18 protein-coding genes are annotated in these 16,937 nt (G+C 30.9%); 8 read left to right on the forward strand and 10 right to left on the reverse strand.

All coding sequences use genetic code 11. The annotated features are described in order from the left end of the window. From BUB70_RS05215 to BUB70_RS05230, 4 genes are all read left to right on the forward strand, one after another. Window positions 1-900: a dienelactone hydrolase family protein gene (locus tag BUB70_RS05215; RefSeq protein ID WP_073119043.1), complete on the forward strand. Its 900-nt coding sequence runs from the start codon at window positions 1-3 to the stop codon at window positions 898-900. Beyond that, complete coding sequence (locus tag BUB70_RS05220) at window positions 897-1,904, forward strand: glycoside hydrolase family 43 protein (protein WP_084730188.1); 1,008 nt, start codon at window positions 897-899, stop codon at window positions 1,902-1,904. The genes BUB70_RS05215 and BUB70_RS05220 overlap by 4 nt, the downstream gene beginning before the upstream one ends. Before the next feature lie 8 nt (window positions 1,905-1,912). Then, window positions 1,913-2,647, forward strand: coding sequence for a copper homeostasis protein CutC (locus tag BUB70_RS05225; protein WP_073119045.1), 735 nt, complete (start codon window positions 1,913-1,915; stop codon window positions 2,645-2,647). A 245-nt stretch (window positions 2,648-2,892) separates the two neighbouring features. Beyond that, entirely contained in the window at window positions 2,893-3,369 is a 477-nt protein-coding gene (locus BUB70_RS05230) for a hypothetical protein (RefSeq protein WP_073119047.1), read from the forward strand. Here the strand turns inward: BUB70_RS05230 and BUB70_RS05235 are convergent. The 9 genes from BUB70_RS05235 to hemA form a co-directional block, all read right to left on the reverse strand. Continuing rightward, window positions 3,364-4,353, reverse strand: coding sequence for a DUF4421 family protein (locus BUB70_RS05235; protein WP_073119050.1), 990 nt, complete (start codon window positions 4,351-4,353; stop codon window positions 3,364-3,366). The two genes, BUB70_RS05230 and BUB70_RS05235, sit on opposite strands and share 6 nt — an antisense overlap. Continuing rightward, window positions 4,354-5,256, reverse strand: a complete 903-nt coding sequence (gene hemF / locus BUB70_RS05240) for an oxygen-dependent coproporphyrinogen oxidase (RefSeq protein ID WP_073119761.1) — start codon at window positions 5,254-5,256, stop codon at window positions 4,354-4,356. A gap of 126 nt (window positions 5,257-5,382) precedes the next feature. After that, on the reverse strand, window positions 5,383-6,408 hold the full coding sequence (gene hemE, locus BUB70_RS05245; RefSeq protein WP_073119052.1) for a uroporphyrinogen decarboxylase: 1,026 nt from the start codon (window positions 6,406-6,408) through the stop codon (window positions 5,383-5,385). Between the two features lie 51 nt (window positions 6,409-6,459). Next, window positions 6,460-6,810 (reverse strand): four helix bundle protein, encoded by a 351-nt coding sequence (locus BUB70_RS05250; RefSeq protein ID WP_073119053.1) that lies wholly within the window; start codon window positions 6,808-6,810, stop codon window positions 6,460-6,462. A gap of 43 nt (window positions 6,811-6,853) precedes the next feature. Beyond that, the gene (hemL, locus tag BUB70_RS05255; protein WP_073119055.1) at window positions 6,854-8,140 is read right to left on the reverse strand and encodes a glutamate-1-semialdehyde 2,1-aminomutase; all 1,287 of its coding nucleotides are present in this window, start codon (window positions 8,138-8,140) and stop codon (window positions 6,854-6,856) included. A gap of 89 nt (window positions 8,141-8,229) precedes the next feature. After that, complete coding sequence (gene hemB / locus BUB70_RS05260; RefSeq protein WP_073119058.1) at window positions 8,230-9,195, reverse strand: porphobilinogen synthase; 966 nt, start codon at window positions 9,193-9,195, stop codon at window positions 8,230-8,232. 90 nt (window positions 9,196-9,285) lie between these two features. Further along, on the reverse strand, window positions 9,286-9,948 hold the full coding sequence (locus BUB70_RS05265) for a uroporphyrinogen-III synthase (protein WP_073119060.1): 663 nt from the start codon (window positions 9,946-9,948) through the stop codon (window positions 9,286-9,288). Between the two features lie 49 nt (window positions 9,949-9,997). Beyond that, window positions 9,998-10,918 (reverse strand): hydroxymethylbilane synthase, encoded by a 921-nt coding sequence (gene hemC, locus BUB70_RS05270; RefSeq protein WP_073119062.1) that lies wholly within the window; start codon window positions 10,916-10,918, stop codon window positions 9,998-10,000. A 10-nt stretch (window positions 10,919-10,928) separates the two neighbouring features. After that, window positions 10,929-12,173 carry a glutamyl-tRNA reductase gene (hemA, locus tag BUB70_RS05275; RefSeq protein ID WP_073119065.1) on the reverse strand — a complete coding sequence of 415 codons (1,245 nt, stop codon included), beginning with the start codon at window positions 12,171-12,173 and terminating at the stop codon, window positions 10,929-10,931. Window positions 12,174-12,443: 270 nt separating this feature from the next. Between hemA and BUB70_RS05280 the strand changes: the two genes are divergently transcribed. Genes BUB70_RS05280 through BUB70_RS05295 form a run of 4 tightly spaced genes read left to right on the forward strand, consistent with a single transcriptional unit; the run spans window position 12,444 to window position 15,444 of the window. After that, window positions 12,444-13,349 carry a helix-turn-helix domain-containing protein gene (locus BUB70_RS05280; protein ID WP_084730189.1) on the forward strand — a complete coding sequence of 302 codons (906 nt, stop codon included), beginning with the start codon at window positions 12,444-12,446 and terminating at the stop codon, window positions 13,347-13,349. Further along, entirely contained in the window at window positions 13,349-13,870 is a 522-nt protein-coding gene (locus BUB70_RS05285) for a TrmH family RNA methyltransferase (protein WP_073119067.1), read from the forward strand. The genes BUB70_RS05280 and BUB70_RS05285 overlap by 1 nt, the downstream gene beginning before the upstream one ends. Then, window positions 13,870-14,886: a ferrochelatase gene (gene hemH, locus BUB70_RS05290; protein WP_073119070.1), complete on the forward strand. Its 1,017-nt coding sequence runs from the start codon at window positions 13,870-13,872 to the stop codon at window positions 14,884-14,886. Before BUB70_RS05285 ends, hemH begins: the two co-directional genes overlap by 1 nt. A gap of 6 nt (window positions 14,887-14,892) precedes the next feature. After that, on the forward strand, window positions 14,893-15,444 hold the full coding sequence (locus BUB70_RS05295) for a CopD family protein (RefSeq protein ID WP_073119072.1): 552 nt from the start codon (window positions 14,893-14,895) through the stop codon (window positions 15,442-15,444). A gap of 36 nt (window positions 15,445-15,480) precedes the next feature. Here BUB70_RS05295 and BUB70_RS05300 read toward each other — a convergent pair whose 3' ends face one another. Beyond that, a complete protein-coding gene (locus tag BUB70_RS05300; protein WP_073119074.1) occupies window positions 15,481-16,614 on the reverse strand; it encodes a glycosyltransferase family 2 protein in 1,134 nt (377 codons plus the stop codon). Between the last annotated feature and the right edge of the window lie 323 nt (window positions 16,615-16,937).

A 16,937-nucleotide genomic window follows, 5' to 3' on the forward strand; every position in this document is an offset into this window, starting at 1 on the left:
ATGAGTTCCCTTAAAAAAGAAGATATCAATCAAGAAGTATTTGATTTGTATGATGCTTACGCACATAACAAAATCAATCGTTCTCAGTTTTTAGAAAAGTTATCATTGTATGCTGTTGGTGGAATTACCATGAGCTCATTACTTAGTTTTATTTCTCCCAACTATACCGATACGATGACTGTGGCAAAAGACGATCCTAATATCAACGCTAATTATATCACTTATCCTTCTCCTAAAGGAGGTGGTACCATTAAAGGATTGCTTTCTATGCCTAAAAAACATAATAAAAAATTACCGGGTGTGATTGTGGTTCATGAAAACAGGGGATTAAATCCTTATGTAGAAGATGTAGGTCGTAGAACGGCTTTAGAAAATTTTATCAGTCTTGCTCCTGATGCATTAAGTCCGCTAGGTGGTTATCCTGGGAATGATGATGAAGGTAGGGCATTACAACAAAAACGTGATAAATATGAAATGTTAGAAGATTTTATAGCCGCTTATCATTATTTAAAAGGACATCCTAATTGTAATGGAAATATAGGGGTTGTTGGTTTTTGTTTTGGTGGATGGATCTCTAATATGATGGCTGTAAAAATCCCAACACTTTTAGCATCTGTTCCTTTTTATGGAGGACAACCTTCAGCTGAAGACTCAACATTGATTAAAGCTCCTTTGTTATTACATTATGCGGAATTAGACAAACGTGTAAATGCTGGTTGGCCAGCATATGAAATTAATTTAAAAGCTAATAATTTAGAACATAAAGCTTATTTTTATCCTAAAGTTCATCATGGTTTTCATAATAACACTACTCCACGCTATGATGAAGAATCCGCTATATTAGCATGGAAAAGGACTATTGATTTTTTTAATGAAAAACTGAAACAAACCAACTCATGAAAATAAAACTCATTTTAACTATTACTCTTTTCCTATTTTTCTTTTTTCAATCAGCAAATTGTTTAAGTCAGAACAAAAAAAAGATAAAAAAAAACATTCCATTAGATAGTATTAGACTTAGCGATCCCGCTATATTGGCCGATGCTAAAACTAAGATGTACTATATGACAGGAACAGGAGGTTTTTTATGGAAAAGTAAAGATTTAGCTTTATGGGAAGGTCCATATAGAGTTGCTAAAACAGATCCTAACTCATGGATGGGGACTAGACCCATGATATGGGCTGCAGAATTACATCAATATAAAAACAAATACTACTATTTTGCTACGTTTACAAATAAACGAGTAAAAATAGATACCGTAGGAGAAAATATTATTGACAGAAGAGCCAGCCATGTATTGGTGAGTGATAAAGCAGAAGGTCCTTATACCCCTATGAATGACAAAACCTACTTACCTGCTAACATGCCTACTCTAGATGGAACTTTTTGGATAGATACTGACAACAAACCTTATATGGTATATTGTTACGAGTGGTTGCAAAATGAAAATGGTACCATAGAAAAAATAGAGCTAAAACCAGATTTAAGTGGTAGTATTGGAAAAGGGAAATTATTATTTAAAGCAAGTGATTCCCCATGGAGTAAACAGAAAAATAATGATGGTACTATTGGACCGAATAAAGTAACCGATGGATGCTACTTATTTAGAACGGGAACTGGACGTTTAGGAATGATTTGGACTAGCTGGATTCATGATGTATATGTTCAAGGAGTTGCTTACTCAAAAAGTGGAACTTTAGACGGTCCTTGGATCCAAGAAAAAGAACCTATTACTCCTCCTAATTTTGGTCATGGAATGATTTTTAAAACTTTTGAAGGAAAAACTTTAATGGCCATTCATAGTCACTCCGTTGTAAAAGGTAATTACCATAGAGTCCCTCATTTATTTGAAATAGATTTGTCTGGAGATAAATTAAAGGTGGTAAAACCCTATAAACCTTAAAAATATTAATGAATACCCTTGAAATATGTTGTTATTCTGCTACTTCAGCCATTAAAGCAGCAGAAGCCGGAGCTAATAGAATTGAACTTTGTGAAAATTTTACTGAAGGAGGTACTACGCCATCCTACGGAACTATAAAATATGTCTTAGATCGAGTGAAAATACCTGTAAACGTAATTCTTCGTCCAAGAGGTGGTGATTTTTTATACAACAACGCAGAGTTTGAAGTTATGAAACAAGATGTTCTAAAAATTAAAAAACTTGGAGCTAACGGAGTTGTTTTTGGAATGTTAACAGCTTCTGGCGATATTAATATTAAACAAGTTAAAGAAATTAAAGAATTAGCCTCTCCTTTAGAATGTACTTTTCATAGAGCTTTTGACATGTGTAATGATATGTTTAAAGCTTTGCAGCAACTTAAAGAAATTGGCATTCAAAAAGTATTAACCTCTGGTGGAAAAAACACCGCTTATGAAGGCATAGATGTTTTAGAGCAACTTGTAGTATTGGCTAAAAATGATATTATTATCATGCCTGGAAGTGGAATCAATGATAAAAATATTAAAGAAATCTACATAAAAACAAAAGCTAAAGAATACCATGCCTCTTGTAAAACATTTGAAAAAAGTGATATGACTTATTTTAATCCTAACATTCAAATGGGAAAAAATAAAAGCATTAATGAATATCAACAGATTTCTGTTAATACTTCACAGATAAAAAAGATTTTAACACTTCTGTAAAATAAAAATGTGCACTTTTTAAAGTGCACATTTCAAATAGTTCTTAAATAAGAAATAGTTAGTTTTAGTTAATCCATTACCAATAACTGATAATATTTCAGCATATATATAAAAACACAAACTAAAACAAAATTAATTTCACATTATTTTAATAAAAAAATAACAAAAACTTAAATACACTATCTAAACATCAATAAAAAACAGTCTCAATTTTTATTGATGTTTTATTATATCTTCGTAGTACTATGAAAGCAGCTACTATAAAACCAATCAAAACAGCCTTAGATAATATTAGTAGAACAGAACTCATTCATATTATTTTAAGGTTATCTAAATTCAAAAAAGAGAATAAAGAACTTTTAAGTTATTTGCTTTTTGAATCTAACAACGAACAAGATTATATTCAGGATATTAAAGTAGAAATGGATGAAGCCTTTAAAGCAATTAATACTAGTTCTTATTTCTACATCAAAAAAAGTGTTCGTAAAATTCTAAAATCAGTTAAAACCTATATCCGCTACTCTAACGTAAAAGAAACAGAAGTTGAACTACTACTCTATTTTTGTAAAAAACTACGATCTATGAGACCCTCTATGACTAAAAATCAATTATTAATTAACTTATACACAAGAGAAATTAAAAACATAGAAAAAAAGATTGGCACTCTTCATGAAGATTTACAACATGATTATACTTATTTATTAGATAATTTAAAGTCATAAACCAATTTTTTGAAATAATCTTTCAAGGCCTTTAAAAGCTTTAAATCTATATCCTAAATGAATAGAAGCAAATATTCTGGAATCTACCAAATCTATATTAGAATATTCTGGATAATTGGTTGAGGTTATCAATACACTTATACCATAATAAAACTTACTTGAATTATAGCCCAAACCTAAACGAGTTCTTAACCCTATGTTATGAATTAATATATCATCTCTATCAACTCCACCATTAATATTATCGTGAATATTTTTCACATATTTAAGTCCAACACTTGGGGTTATTTGACCAAATAAATATTTATTTTTATCTAAAATCAAATTATAGATGTACCCCCCCATTAAGCTTATGTTGTAACTTTCATCATTTAATACAAAATAATCATCTGAAGGTTTTTCAATTATAGAGTAATGATACTTTACCAAAGCCATCCATGTACCTTTAGACTTTATTTGTCTTTCAGTATTTGAAAAAATAGCTCTATAACCAAATTTATTACTAAAATAATACCTGGTTTCTCCACCTATTTCTAATGTGTTTAAGTTTGAGACTTGTAAATAAGCATCTTCACCTTTTATCCAATCTTCATTATATTCAGAAGTATTTTTTATATAAAAACCCTTGGTGTGATAATAATAAAATTGCTGATAAAGTTTTGGAAAATAAATTCTAAGTCTGTAATGTCTAAATTTTGCAGGTCCTTTAAGATCAAAATCATTTTTTAAAAAATCAGGAGAAAAACCAACTTTAATTCCCAATATATTATAATTAAGAGAAAAAGCCAGTTTACCTACTTCATTTTGTCTTAAAGAATAATTATTTAAACTATTAAGATTGGTTACTTCTAATGCCTGCTCTTCTAACTCTAAAGAAGTTTTAATATTTATTCTATGTGAATAATTCTCCACATATAAAGTATCCTTTTTCTGACCGAAAGCAGAAACTGAAATTACTAAGATAAGCTGTCTTAGTAGTTTCATTTATAACCAAGATTTTGGATTCATTAATACTTTTAATAATCTTTCCTCTTCTGAGTCTTTTTCAGGTTCATGACAATAATGCCATTGCACATGAGGAGGCAAACTCATTAAAATAGATTCTATTCTACCATTGGTTTTTAAACCAAATAAAGTACCTCTGTCGTGAACTAAGTTAAACTCAACATAACGTCCTCTACGTACTTCTTGCCAATCTCTTTGTTCTTTGATATATGTCAACCCTTTTCTTTTCTCAACAATAGGCACATAACTTTCTAAAAAGCTATTTCCAACTTCTGTTACAAAATTGTACCATTGATGCAATGACATTTCTTCTGTGGGCTTTAAATAGTCAAAAAACAAACCTCCTATTCCACGCGCTTCATTTCTATGAGCATTCCAGAAATACTCATCACATTTCTTTTTGTACAAAGGGTAAAATTCAGTATTGTGTTTATCACAAGCATTTTTACAAACTGTATGGAAGTGAATAGCATCTTCATCAAACAAATAATAAGGTGTTAAATCTTGTCCTCCACCAAACCATTGTGTTACCACATTTCCTACCTCATCATACATTTCAAAATAACGCCAATTAGCATGAACCGTAGGTACCATTGGACTTTTAGGATGAATGACCAAACTCAACCCACAAGCATAAAAATTACCTGCTTCTACTCCAAATTGTTTGCGTAAAGCCATTGGTAACTCTCCATGTACAGAAGAAATATTAACTCCTCCTTTTTCAAACACTTGTCCATTAGAAATTACACGAGTTCTTCCTCCTCCTCCTTCTGGTCTATCCCACAAATCTTCTACAAATTTTGCTTCACCATCAGCAGCTTCTAGACTAGCACAGATAGTATCTTGTAAATTTTGTATGTATTGATAAAATTGTTCTTTCATTTTTTTCATTAGTAAAAAGATTAAACGTAGAAGGTATAAAGACAACTCTCAAAAAAAGAGTTAAGAATATAGAAATCATTTCTACAACTTATATCCTTTTACTTTTAATCCTTCTACATTTTACAATTAAGCATTGTATTCCTTAACTGCATCAATAAATGCTTTGGCATTGTCTAAACCAATATTTGGTAAAATACCATGCCCTAAGTTTACTATGTATTTGTCTTTTCCAAAAGCATCAATCATAGTGGTTACTTGCTTCTTTATTTCTGCTGGTGGCGAGAACAAACGTGTAGGATCAAAATTACCTTGCAGTGTGATATTTCCTCCTGTTAATTTTCTTGCCCATTCTGGAGTAATGGTCCAATCTACTCCTAACGCAGAAGCATTTGATTTAGACATCTCTTCTAAGGCAAACCAACATCCTTTTCCAAAAGCAATTACTGGAGCATCATCTTTTAAAGCTTCAATAATTTGATTGATGTATTTCCAAGAAAACTCTTGATAATCTACCGGTGATAACATTCCTCCCCAAGAGTCAAATACCTGAACAGCATTTACTCCCGCTTCTACTTTCTTTTTAAGATAAGCAATAGTTGTATCTGTAATTTTTTGTAACAATGCATGAGCAGCCAAAGGTTGTGTAAAACAAAACTCTTTAGCTTTATCAAAATTCTTTGATCCTTGACCTTGAATACAGTAACACAAAATAGTCCATGGAGAACCTGCAAAACCTATTAATGGAATTTCATCATTCAACATTTCTTTGGTTAATTTAATGGCATCCATTACATATCCTAAAGTCTCATCAATATCTGGAACAATTACTTTTTCCACATCTTGCATGGTACGAATAGGGTTTGGTAACCATGGTCCTATGCCCGCTTTCATTTCCACTTCAATATTCATCGCTTGCGGAATCACCAAAATATCTGAAAACAAAATAGCGGCATCCATTCCGTATCTACGAATCGGTTGTACTGTAATTTCTGCTGCCAACTCAGGTGTTTGACAACGTGTAAAGAAATCGTACTTCTTTTTTATCTCTTGAAACTCTGGCAAGTATCTTCCTGCTTGTCTCATCATCCAAACTGGAGGTCTCTCAACAGTTTCTCCTTTTAAGGCTCTTAAGTATAGGTCGTTTTTTATCATATCTAGTAAAATGATTGTAAGTAAAAAGTAACAAGACTTTTCATCCAATCTCTATTTTAATGTTCGTCTAAAATTATATAACATCTTCTGAATTTGCTTTATCTTAAATAATAAAGTTTCAAAATCTTCTTCTTTTATAAACTCTAATTCAAAAGCAATAATTAATTGAGTCTCTATTTCGTATGCAGATCCCAAAGCAATGGTAATAAATCTTGCTAAATCTTTACTTGTTTCTCTTCCACAGCCTTCAGCAATATTTGAAGGTATAGAAACAACCGCTCTATTCAGTTGACTTGTTAATCCATAAATTTCAGATTTAGGAAAAGATTTTGTTACTAAATAAACTTCTTTACAAAAGTCTTTAGATATTTTCCATATTTTTAACTCTCTAAAATTATGCATTTAAAAACGTCTTTTTACCTTTTACTTTTTACCCTTTTACATATTACTCAGCTATAACAGCCATAGATTTCTCTATCGCTATTTCTAATTTCTTTAATTCTTTTATTGTTATGGTTGAAGATAAGAACCAAGCTTCGAATTGTGAAGGTGGTAAAAACACCCCATTTTCAATCATTGCCCAAAAGAATTTAGCAAATTTTGCAGTATCAGAAGTTTGAGCATCTGCAAAGTTTTTTACTTCTTTATTGGTAAAAAATGGATTGATCATAGAACCAAATCTATTCACTACTAAATCAACACCGTATTTTTTAGCAGAAGACAACAACATGTTCTCTAATTTTTCAGCAACAGTATTGAACTTATCATATGGATTTTGATTTTTCAACTCTGTCAATGTAGAAATTCCCGCTGCCATTGCAATTGGATTTCCTGACAAAGTTCCTGCTTGATACATTCCCCCTAAAGGCGCAACGTTTTCCATAATTTCATTACAAGCCCCGTAAGCTCCCACAGGAAAACCACCTCCAATTACTTTTCCTAAACAAGTAATATCAGCTTCTACTCCAACCAATTCTTGTGCACCACCAAATTTAGAACGGAAACCAGTCATCACCTCATCACAAATTAGTAATGCATTTTTTTCTTTGGTTAAAGCTCTTAAACCTTTTATGAATTCATCACTTGGCTGCACCACTCCCATATTTCCTGTTACTGGTTCTAAAATAACCGCAGCAATATCATCATGTTTTTCAAAATGAGCTTTTACACTTTCTAAATTATTGTATTCAGAAATTAACGTATTTTCTACCGCTTGAGAAGGCACTCCTTTAGAACCTGGCAAGCTTAAAGTTGCCAATCCAGAACCTGCTGCTACCAACATGGCATCCATATGTCCGTGGTAACAACCCGAAAACTTTACAATTTTATCTTTTCCTGTATGTGCTCTTGCCAAACGAATTGCACTTAACACTGCTTCGGTACCAGAGTTTACAAAACGAACTTTATCCATTCCAGGAAAAGCATCACAAACTATTTTAGCCAATTTAATTTCGGCATTGGTAGAAGCACCAAAAGAAGTTCCCTTTTTTATAGCTTTGGTTACTGCTTTTTCGACTTTTTTATTTCTGTGGCCTAAAATCATAGGTCCATAAGACAATACCAAATCTATGTATTTATTTCCATCCACGTCTTTGATATAAGCTCCTTTTGCCTTATCTATAAACAATGGATTTCCACCTACTGAAGCAAATGCTCTCACTGGAGAATTCACAGCTCCCACAAGATTTTCACATCCTTTTTTGTATAGTTTTTCTGAATTGTTAAAGTTCATTTTTATTTAATGTATAATGATTTAAGGTAAAAGGTAAAAAGATATTTATGTTTATTGAAACTTAAAGTATCCTTAATCTTAAAATCCTTTTACTTTTTACTTAATATTTTAGCTACTTCTTTGGCAAAATAGGTGATGATAATATCTGCTCCTGCTCTTTTCATAGACAATAAAGACTCCATCATTACACGTTCACCATCAATCCAACCTTTTTCTGCCGCTGCTTTTACCATAGCATATTCTCCACTTACGTTGTAACAAGCAATCGGTCTATCAAAATCTTCTTTTAAATCTCTAATAATATCTAAATAAGATAAAGCAGGTTTTACCATTAAAATGTCTGCTCCTTCTTCATCATCAAAAGAGGCTTCTCTATGCCCTTCTAATCTGTTTGATGGATCCATTTGATAGGTTCTTCTATCTCCAAATGTTGGAGCAGAATCTGCAGCATCTCTAAAAGGTCCATAAAATGCTGAGGCATATTTAACGGAATATCCCATAATTGGAATATTTGGAAAACCATTATTATCCAATGCTTCTCTCATGGTTGCAATGGTTCCGTCCATCATTCCTGATGGAGCTACCATATCTACTCCTGCCTTTGCATGAGAAATGGTTTGTTTAGCAAGATTGATTAAAGTAGCATCATTATCTACATCATTCTCGTGAATAACTCCACAATGTCCATGACTTGTATATTCACAAAAACAAACATCTGTAATGACATATAAACTAGGATAATTCTTTTTGATGAAACGAACCGCTTGTTGCATAATTCCGTTATCATTCCACGTTTCAGTTCCTTCATCATCTTTTTCTGATGGAATTCCAAACAACAAAACAGCTGGAATATTTAAAGCTACAACTTCATCCAATTCCTTTGAAATTCTGTCTAGCGAAAAACGAAAAATCCCAGGCATAGAAACAATTTCTTTTTCTATGTTTTCTCCTTCTTCTATAAATAAAGGATAAATTAAATCATCTACGGTAAGATTATTTTCTTTTACCAATCTTCTAATTCCTTCGGATTTTCTTAATCGTCTTGTTCTATTCATAACTTAGTAGTTAGTACATAGTACACAGTACAAAGACTATCGTAGCTACGTAATTTATTACTTCTTAGTACTCTGTAATTAAACTTTGTACTATATTATTTCTTTTAATTTCTGAATGACAGACTCTACCGTAGTATCTTCTGCCATATATACTTCATTAAAACTATTTAAAGCTTCTGTAGCTGTAGTTACTCCTATACATACAACAGGTTTATTGACAACTGAATTCTTTTTTAAATAACTTATGATTCCTGTAGGGCTAAAAAACAATATAATATCAAAATCTTCTTTTATTTTTTGGGGAACTAATGTTGTTTGATACACAATATATTCTGTAACCAAAACACCATTTTCTGCCATAATGGTTGGTAAAACAGTATTTCTTATATTTCCACAAAACCAATTAACTTCTTTTATATTAAGTTCATGATTTGCAATTTTATCAACTAAAAGATCTGATAATTCTTGAGCATTACTAGCTACAACTTCTACTTTTACTCCATGTTTCTCTAATAATTTCTGTGTTTTACTTCCTACACAAAAAACAGTATTAAATAAATCTGCTTTGTTTTTATGAACTTCAAATACAGACTTTACACTATTAACACTTGTAAAAATGGCATTTTCTATCTTCTGATCTAATACAAACCCTTCTCCAAAAGAAATATCAATCATAGATACTTCTTTCACATCAAACCCTTTTAATAAGTCTTGTTGATGATTGGTTAATATTTTAGTAGATAGAATTTTCATTTATTCTCTATACAATTTTTTATTACTCAAAATCACTCAAAGTGACTTTTTATTTTTTAATTACTTTTTTGATTTCAGCCATTAAAACATCCCCTCCATTTGCTAAAATTTCTTGAGCACATTGCTCTCCTAAACCTTTAGCATCTTTTAAATCGGCAATTTTAAAAACACCCTTTTGTTCTTTACCGTCAATAGCACTTAACAAACCTTTAAAAGTTACTTTATCTGCAACAATTTCTGCATTACCACCAATAGGAGCTGTACATCCACCTTCTAAAGTTCTCATAAAATCTCGCTCAATTCCCACACACAAAGCTGTTTCTTTATGATGAATTTTAGCACAAGCTTCTAGAACCTCATTATCCGATTCTAAAGCTGTAACCATAATAGCTCCTTGAGCAGGTGCCGGAATCATCCAATCTAACACCAAATGATTTTCTGGCAACAAATTAATACGCTCTAAACCTGCTTTAGCAAAAATGGCTCCATTCCAATTATTATCTTGTAACTTTTGTAAACGAGTATTTACATTTCCACGCAAATCTGTTAAAGTATGTGCTGGATATTTGTGTAACCACTGAGCTGTTCTACGTAAACTACCTGTAGCAATAACTGCACCATCTGCAACCAAATCTTCTTCTGTTCCTTTATAAACAACTACATCATGTACATCTGCACGTTCTAAAACAGCTGCCTGTACAATGGTTTCTGGTAATTGTGTAGGTACATCTTTTAAAGAATGAACTGCAATATCTATTTGTCCACGCAACATGGCAACGTCTAATGTTTTGGTAAAAACCCCCATGCTTCCAATTTGATGCAAGGGAATGTCTAAAATTTCATCACCAATAGATGACAATTCAACTATTTCTGTTTGATATCCTAGATCTTGTAATTTACCTTGTACCAAATAGGCTTGCCATAACGCTAACTCACTATTTCTTGTACCTATTCTGATGACTTTACTCATTATAGAGTTTTTATAGAGAAGTATTAAATATTTTACTCACCACATCAATACTTTGATTGACAGATGTATTTTCATCTTTTAAATGCTTTACAAACTGCGTGGTGATTTTTTGAATCATTCTAGAAGTAATAATTTCTGCATGTTCTTCATTAAAACCTTCTAAACGTTTTTTATGTAAATCCAGCTCATCATGTTGAATAGCTAACAAAGATTCTTTTAATGCATTTACTGCAGGCGTAAATTTTCGATGCATTACCCACTCGTTAAAATCTTGTTTGTGCTTGTTTATAATCAACATTGCCTTTGGAACTTCAGCAGTACGTTTTTCTAAGGTTTTGTCTGTAATTTTAGATAACTGATCTACATTTACCAACGTAACATTTTCATATGATTTTACATCCTTATGAACGTTTTCTGGCATTGATAAATCTAAAATTAATATTGATTTATCTTTACTAATATTTTTAGTAGTAATAGTTGGCATATCAGAACCTGTAGATACTATTAAAATATCTGCATCTTCAATTTCTACCTCTAAATTTTCAAATGTATTAATTGCAATATTCTGATGAACTTCTGAAAATTCAATTGCCTTAGAGTGTGTTCTGTTTATTAAATGAATATTATTGTTTTCTGTATATTCAAGTAAATTTTTACAAGCATTTTTACCAATTTCTCCTAACCCATAAACCAACACACGTTTAGAATTGTAGTTCTCTACATTTTCAATAATATATTGAGTAGCAGCATAAGCCACCGAAGTAGTTCCAGAACTAAGTTCCGTTTGGTTTTTTACTTCTTTACTTGCCTGCAACACAGAGTTCATCAACCTTTCTAAATAAGTATTAATGGTTCCGTATTTTTGAGCTATTTGATACGCTTGTTTAAGTTGCCCTACAATTTCGTAATCTCCTAAAATTTGACTTTCTAAACCTGTTCCTATTTTGAATAAATGCAAAATAGCTTCTGATGATTTATAAATATTAGAAAACTTAACAAAATCTTCTACGGTACCATTAGAGTGTTCGCATAACAAACTAATTAATTCAAAAGGATGTTTTGCAAAACCAGTAATTTCTGTTCTGTTACAAGTAGAAACCACCATTACTCCATCAATTCCTTTAGACTTAGCATCTTTTAGTAAAGCAATTTGTTTTTGCTTAGACAAACTAAAAGCGCTACGTGTCTCCACATCCGCCTTTTTATAACTAACTCCAATGTTATAGAGTTTGGTTCCTATTTCATCTTTATTCATATGTTGACATACCATAAGTATCGACAAAAGTACCACCATTATTTTTTTAAAAACATCGACAAAAGGACTATAAACAACTCCATAAGGTAAAGCCTGTAATTTAAAACATCTCTAAATAACCTAAAAACCTAGAACTTATATCGATCCTATGATAAAAATCACATACCTATGCTATTAATAAAAGTGTATTAAAAAAACATATTTCTCAATGTAATTAAGAGTAATTAACTTAATTTTGTACTGATTAAAACAAAAAATAGCGTTAAAAAAATGATTCATTTTGATCCAAACAAATACAAAAACATCGATAAAAGTACTGCTACTTTTTTAAATGAATCTCAGGACTTTAGCATCCTACAAATCACCAATCATGAAACTGATATTCAGTATTATAAACATAGTGATGATAGAAATTATATTTATGTTTTTTTTAATTTAAACGACTCATGCAAAGTTGCATTTAACATGGAGCATTGTGCTGTTAATTTAGAAAAAGACACTTCATGCATGGTTTATTTTAAAGAAACCGAAATGAATTTACTTTTTGAATTACCTACCAATAGCAATTTAATTGTATTATTAATTCCTGTTCAATATTTTCATTCTTTATTTACAGCAGAAAACAATTACCTTTTTAATTATGACAACTTCATTGTTGGAAAACCTATTATAGAAAAAAAAGATACCAACACAGCTTTACAAGTAGTATTGCATCAATTGGCTACAAAACCAAAAAACACACCGCTACATACTTTATTCATTAAAGGAAAAGTATACGAATTACTAAGTCTTTACTTTAGCAATGCTGATGAAAATACCGATGAAAAATGTCCTTTTATGGCTAATGAAGATACCATTAACCAATTAAGACAGGTAAAAAACATCATCATTGATCAAATGGCTGATCCTCCATCTTTGGAAGAACTATCTAAAACAGTTGGATTGAATATTAAAAAACTAAAACAAGGATTTAAGGAAGTTTATGGAGCTCCTGTTTTTACTTTTTTACTGAATTATAAATTAGAGTATTCTAAAAAATTATTAATAGAAAACCTCTTAAACGTAAATGAAATTGGAAACAAAATAGGCTACAGTAACTCTAGTCATTTTATAGCTGCTTTTAAACGTAAATTTGGAGTTACTCCCAAACAATTCACCAAACAAATCAACACTTAATGGAACAGCTAAAACACAATAAAACTGTAAATAACAATATGGATTTTCCGTTAATTGTTATTGGTGAAGAATTGAGAACACCACAAAACGTGGGAATGGGCTTAAGAGTTTCTGAGGCTTTTGGTGTAAAAAAGTTTTACTTAAACGATAATTCTCCAAATACAGAAAACAGACTGGTACAACGAACCGCTAGAAACACTGACAAAAACATTAATATCATTAGCTATCATGATATCATTTCATTAATATCCGCTTTAAAAAAAGAGGACTATTTTATTATTGCCTTAGAAATTACAGACAAAAGCAAAAACATACAACAATACAATTTTACAAACCATAAAAAAATAGCTTTGTTAATTGGTTCCGAAAGATTTGGAATTAACCAAGAAGCATTAAATCTTTGTGATGAAAGCATCCACATTCCTATGTACGGAAAAAACTCTTCTATGAATGTAATTAACAGCCTTAGTGTGAGTTTGTATGAAATCACAAAACAACTAACACATAAAAGTAATTTATAATGAAAGGAATATTACTTGTAAACTTAGGCTCTCCTAACAGCACATCTGTAAAAGATGTAAGAAATTATTTAGATGAATTTTTAATGGACGAACGTGTAATTGATGTTCCTTTTTTAACAAGATGCTTATTGGTAAAAGGAATTATTCTAAACACAAGACCCAAACAATCTGCCGAAGCCTATAGCAAGGTATGGACTAATGAAGGGTCTCCGTTAATTGTTATTTCAGAAAAATTCACCAATAAAGTAAAAGAACACGTAAAAGCTCCAGTGGCTTTGGCGATGAGATATGGAAAACCATCTATAGAAACAGGAATTACTGAATTAGCAAATCAAGGAGTTACAGACATTTTATTAGTCCCTCTATATCCTCAATTTGCCATGGCAACAACAGAAACCATTGTTGTTTTGGCTGAAAGAATTATTAGAGACAAGTTTCCAAAAATTAAATTAAGTTCTTTTCCTGCTTTTTATAACAAACAAGATTATATTGATGTGTTGTCTAAAAGTATTCAGGAGACTTTAGAAAAAGAAGAATACGATCATTTATTGTTCTCTTATCATGGTGTTCCAGAAAGACATATTAAAAACTCAGATATAACCGGAAACCATTGTTCATTAAATGGTGAATGTTGTAATACAAAATCTGAAGCTCATGAATTTTGCTACAGACACCAATGTTACGCAACCACTCAAGGGGTGGTTGAAAAACTAAATTTAAAACCTGGTTTTTACAGTACATCTTTTCAATCAAGACTAGGAAAAGATCCATGGCTACAACCTTATACTGATGTTACCATTAATGATAGAGCTCAAAACGGAATTAAAAAACTAGCAGTAGTCACTCCAGCTTTTGTTGCCGATTGTTTAGAAACTATTGAAGAAATTGGGATGGAAGCCAAGCATGAGTTTGAAGAAAATACTGGAGAAAAATTCACCACTATTCCATGTTTAAACGATAGAGAAGACTGGGTAGCCGTAGTGAGTAACTGGTTAAATGAATGGCTTAACAAATAAAATATTATGGAATATTTATACGTAAAATCTCTACACATTATTTTTGTAGTTACTTGGTTTGCTGGATTATTTTACATGGTTCGTCTTTTTATTTATCACACTGAAGCCGAAGAAAAAGAAGAACCTGTTAGAGCTATTTTACAAAAGCAATACAAGTTGATGGAAAAAAGATTGTGGTATATTATCACATGGCCATCAGCTATTTTAGCCAGTTTATTTGCTTTTTATTTATTGTATTTAATGCCATATTACCTGGAACAACCATGGATGTGGGTAAAACTATCTTTTGTATTAGCTCTATATTTATACCATTATATTTGTCATAGAATTTTTGAGCAATTGCAAAACAATGTATGTAAATATAGCACCATGCAATTACGATTATGGAATGAAGTTGCTACAATTATTCTCTTTGCTGTTGTATTTTTAGTAGTACTAAAAAATGCCATTGGTTGGATATGGGGAGTTGCAGGAATATTACTCTTTTCTATTACCTTAATGATGATGGTAAAACTTTACAAAAAAATGAGAGCTAAAAAGAATTGGGAAAAAGAATAACAATAAAAAAGACATCAAAAAATTTTGATGTCTTTTTTATTTTAAGAAGATTACTTCTCCCCTACCATCCATAGAATTACTACCTATTAAAAAGTTGGTATTCTGTGGGAGGATTTTAAATAAAACCTTACTAAATCTGTGAGTCCCTATTTGATTAATAATTTCTTTATAAGTCAAACCTCCTTCTTCAAACCAAATTTCCTCAATTTCATACTCGGTAATATATTCTTCTAATTTTATCAATTCTTGATCTGGAACTTGAATAATTTTTTTTTGTAATTGCAAATTAGACGTAACATCTCTATCCCCTACAAAAAGGATTCTACTTGTATCATTAACAATAATTGGTGCGTTACTAAGTTGCATATATTTTATCAAAAACAATACCTTAATTCCAGCTTTCATTAGGAAATGATCTAAACCAGTATATCTAAAATGTTTTTTATAAAAAATATTCATAGCTCCATAAAAATGTCTTAAATACTTTACATCTTTACGAGTACTCTCCCCTTTATAGTGAATAACAACAGATTTCCCATAATAATAATTAGTATACCCCGCTTTTGTTAGTTTATAACTGAGGTCAATATCTTCCCCATACATAAAATAATCCTCATCAAAACCACCTACTTCAAGGTAACGTTGTCTTTTAATCAACATAAAAGCTCCAACCAAAACCTCAACTTTACCAATTCCATCTTTTGTTAAATAGTTAGAATAATACCCACTATGATTAGAACCTATCATTCTTTCAAAAGATGTTTTGGGTCTTGGCAAACCTCGTTTACTTTCTGGTAAAAAAGATCCAGTTCCATCTATCAGTCTTACTCCTAAAGCTCCTAAATCATTCTGTTGATCAGCGAAAGATAAAATTTCATCAAAAAGTGATTCTCCTATTACAGTATCAGGATTTAAAATCAATACATATTCACCTTTTGCAATGGCAACTCCTTGATTATTGGCTTTGGAAAAACCTACATTCTCTGTGTTTTCTATTAAAACAACTTCAGGAAAAAGATCCTTAACCATTTCACAACTTGTGTCTTTAGAAACATTATCGACCACTATAATTTCTCCCTCAATATCTCGAAGCGCTTTTTTTACACTATACAAGCATAGCTCTAAAAAATAACGGACATTATAATTTACAATAACAACAGATACTTTCATTGATTTTAATTAGATATATAAATCTTTTATTAACCATCGAAGATAAAAAATATATTCACTTAATCTTCTATTGATATACATGATTAAATGACATAAAATATCTTAATTACCCTATGCTAAAAATATAAACAAGATTACATTTCTGTTGTCTCGATTAAAATAACCATTAATATTATAAATGGTGAGTATATTAATAAACCTGTAAAAGTATTTATGTAAGAACAATAAACTATCCTGCATTACTTCAATATAAGAAATATAGCTTATATTAAATAGTTCTTTTGAATTCTATAATATTTTGTTTTGAAGTATAATTTAACTTA

Origin of the sequence: Wenyingzhuangia marina (genome assembly GCF_900130035.1) — a bacterium.
In the GTDB taxonomy this organism is placed as follows: domain Bacteria; phylum Bacteroidota; class Bacteroidia; order Flavobacteriales; family Flavobacteriaceae; genus Wenyingzhuangia; species Wenyingzhuangia marina.

Bases quoted from the DNA above. Each gene is read 5' to 3' on its own strand.
- BUB70_RS05235 (WP_073119050.1), bottom strand. From the start codon at position 4,353: ATGAAACTACTAAGACAGCTTATCTTAGTAATTTCAGTTTCTGCTTTC.
- BUB70_RS05285 (WP_073119067.1), top strand. From the start codon at position 13,349: ATGGAACAGCTAAAACACAATAAAACTGTAAATAACAATATGGATTTT.
- BUB70_RS05265 (WP_073119060.1), bottom strand. From the start codon at position 9,948: ATGAAAATTCTATCTACTAAAATATTAACCAATCATCAACAAGACTTA.
- hemL (WP_073119055.1), bottom strand. From the start codon at position 8,140: ATGAACTTTAACAATTCAGAAAAACTATACAAAAAAGGATGTGAAAAT.
- BUB70_RS05230 (WP_073119047.1), top strand. From the start codon at position 2,893: ATGAAAGCAGCTACTATAAAACCAATCAAAACAGCCTTAGATAATATT.
- BUB70_RS05225 (WP_073119045.1), top strand. From the start codon at position 1,913: ATGAATACCCTTGAAATATGTTGTTATTCTGCTACTTCAGCCATTAAA.
- BUB70_RS05220 (WP_084730188.1), top strand. From the start codon at position 897: ATGAAAATAAAACTCATTTTAACTATTACTCTTTTCCTATTTTTCTTT.
- BUB70_RS05215 (WP_073119043.1), top strand. From the start codon at position 1: ATGAGTTCCCTTAAAAAAGAAGATATCAATCAAGAAGTATTTGATTTG.
- hemA (WP_073119065.1), bottom strand. From the start codon at position 12,173: ATGAATAAAGATGAAATAGGAACCAAACTCTATAACATTGGAGTTAGT.
- BUB70_RS05280 (WP_084730189.1), top strand. From the start codon at position 12,444: ATGATTCATTTTGATCCAAACAAATACAAAAACATCGATAAAAGTACT.
- hemB (WP_073119058.1), bottom strand. From the start codon at position 9,195: ATGAATAGAACAAGACGATTAAGAAAATCCGAAGGAATTAGAAGATTG.
- BUB70_RS05250 (WP_073119053.1), bottom strand. From the start codon at position 6,810: ATGCATAATTTTAGAGAGTTAAAAATATGGAAAATATCTAAAGACTTT.
- hemF (WP_073119761.1), bottom strand. From the start codon at position 5,256: ATGAAAGAACAATTTTATCAATACATACAAAATTTACAAGATACTATC.
- hemE (WP_073119052.1), bottom strand. From the start codon at position 6,408: ATGATAAAAAACGACCTATACTTAAGAGCCTTAAAAGGAGAAACTGTT.
- BUB70_RS05295 (WP_073119072.1), top strand. From the start codon at position 14,893: ATGGAATATTTATACGTAAAATCTCTACACATTATTTTTGTAGTTACT.
- BUB70_RS05300 (WP_073119074.1), bottom strand. From the start codon at position 16,614: ATGAAAGTATCTGTTGTTATTGTAAATTATAATGTCCGTTATTTTTTA.
- hemC (WP_073119062.1), bottom strand. From the start codon at position 10,918: ATGAGTAAAGTCATCAGAATAGGTACAAGAAATAGTGAGTTAGCGTTA.
- hemH (WP_073119070.1), top strand. From the start codon at position 13,870: ATGAAAGGAATATTACTTGTAAACTTAGGCTCTCCTAACAGCACATCT.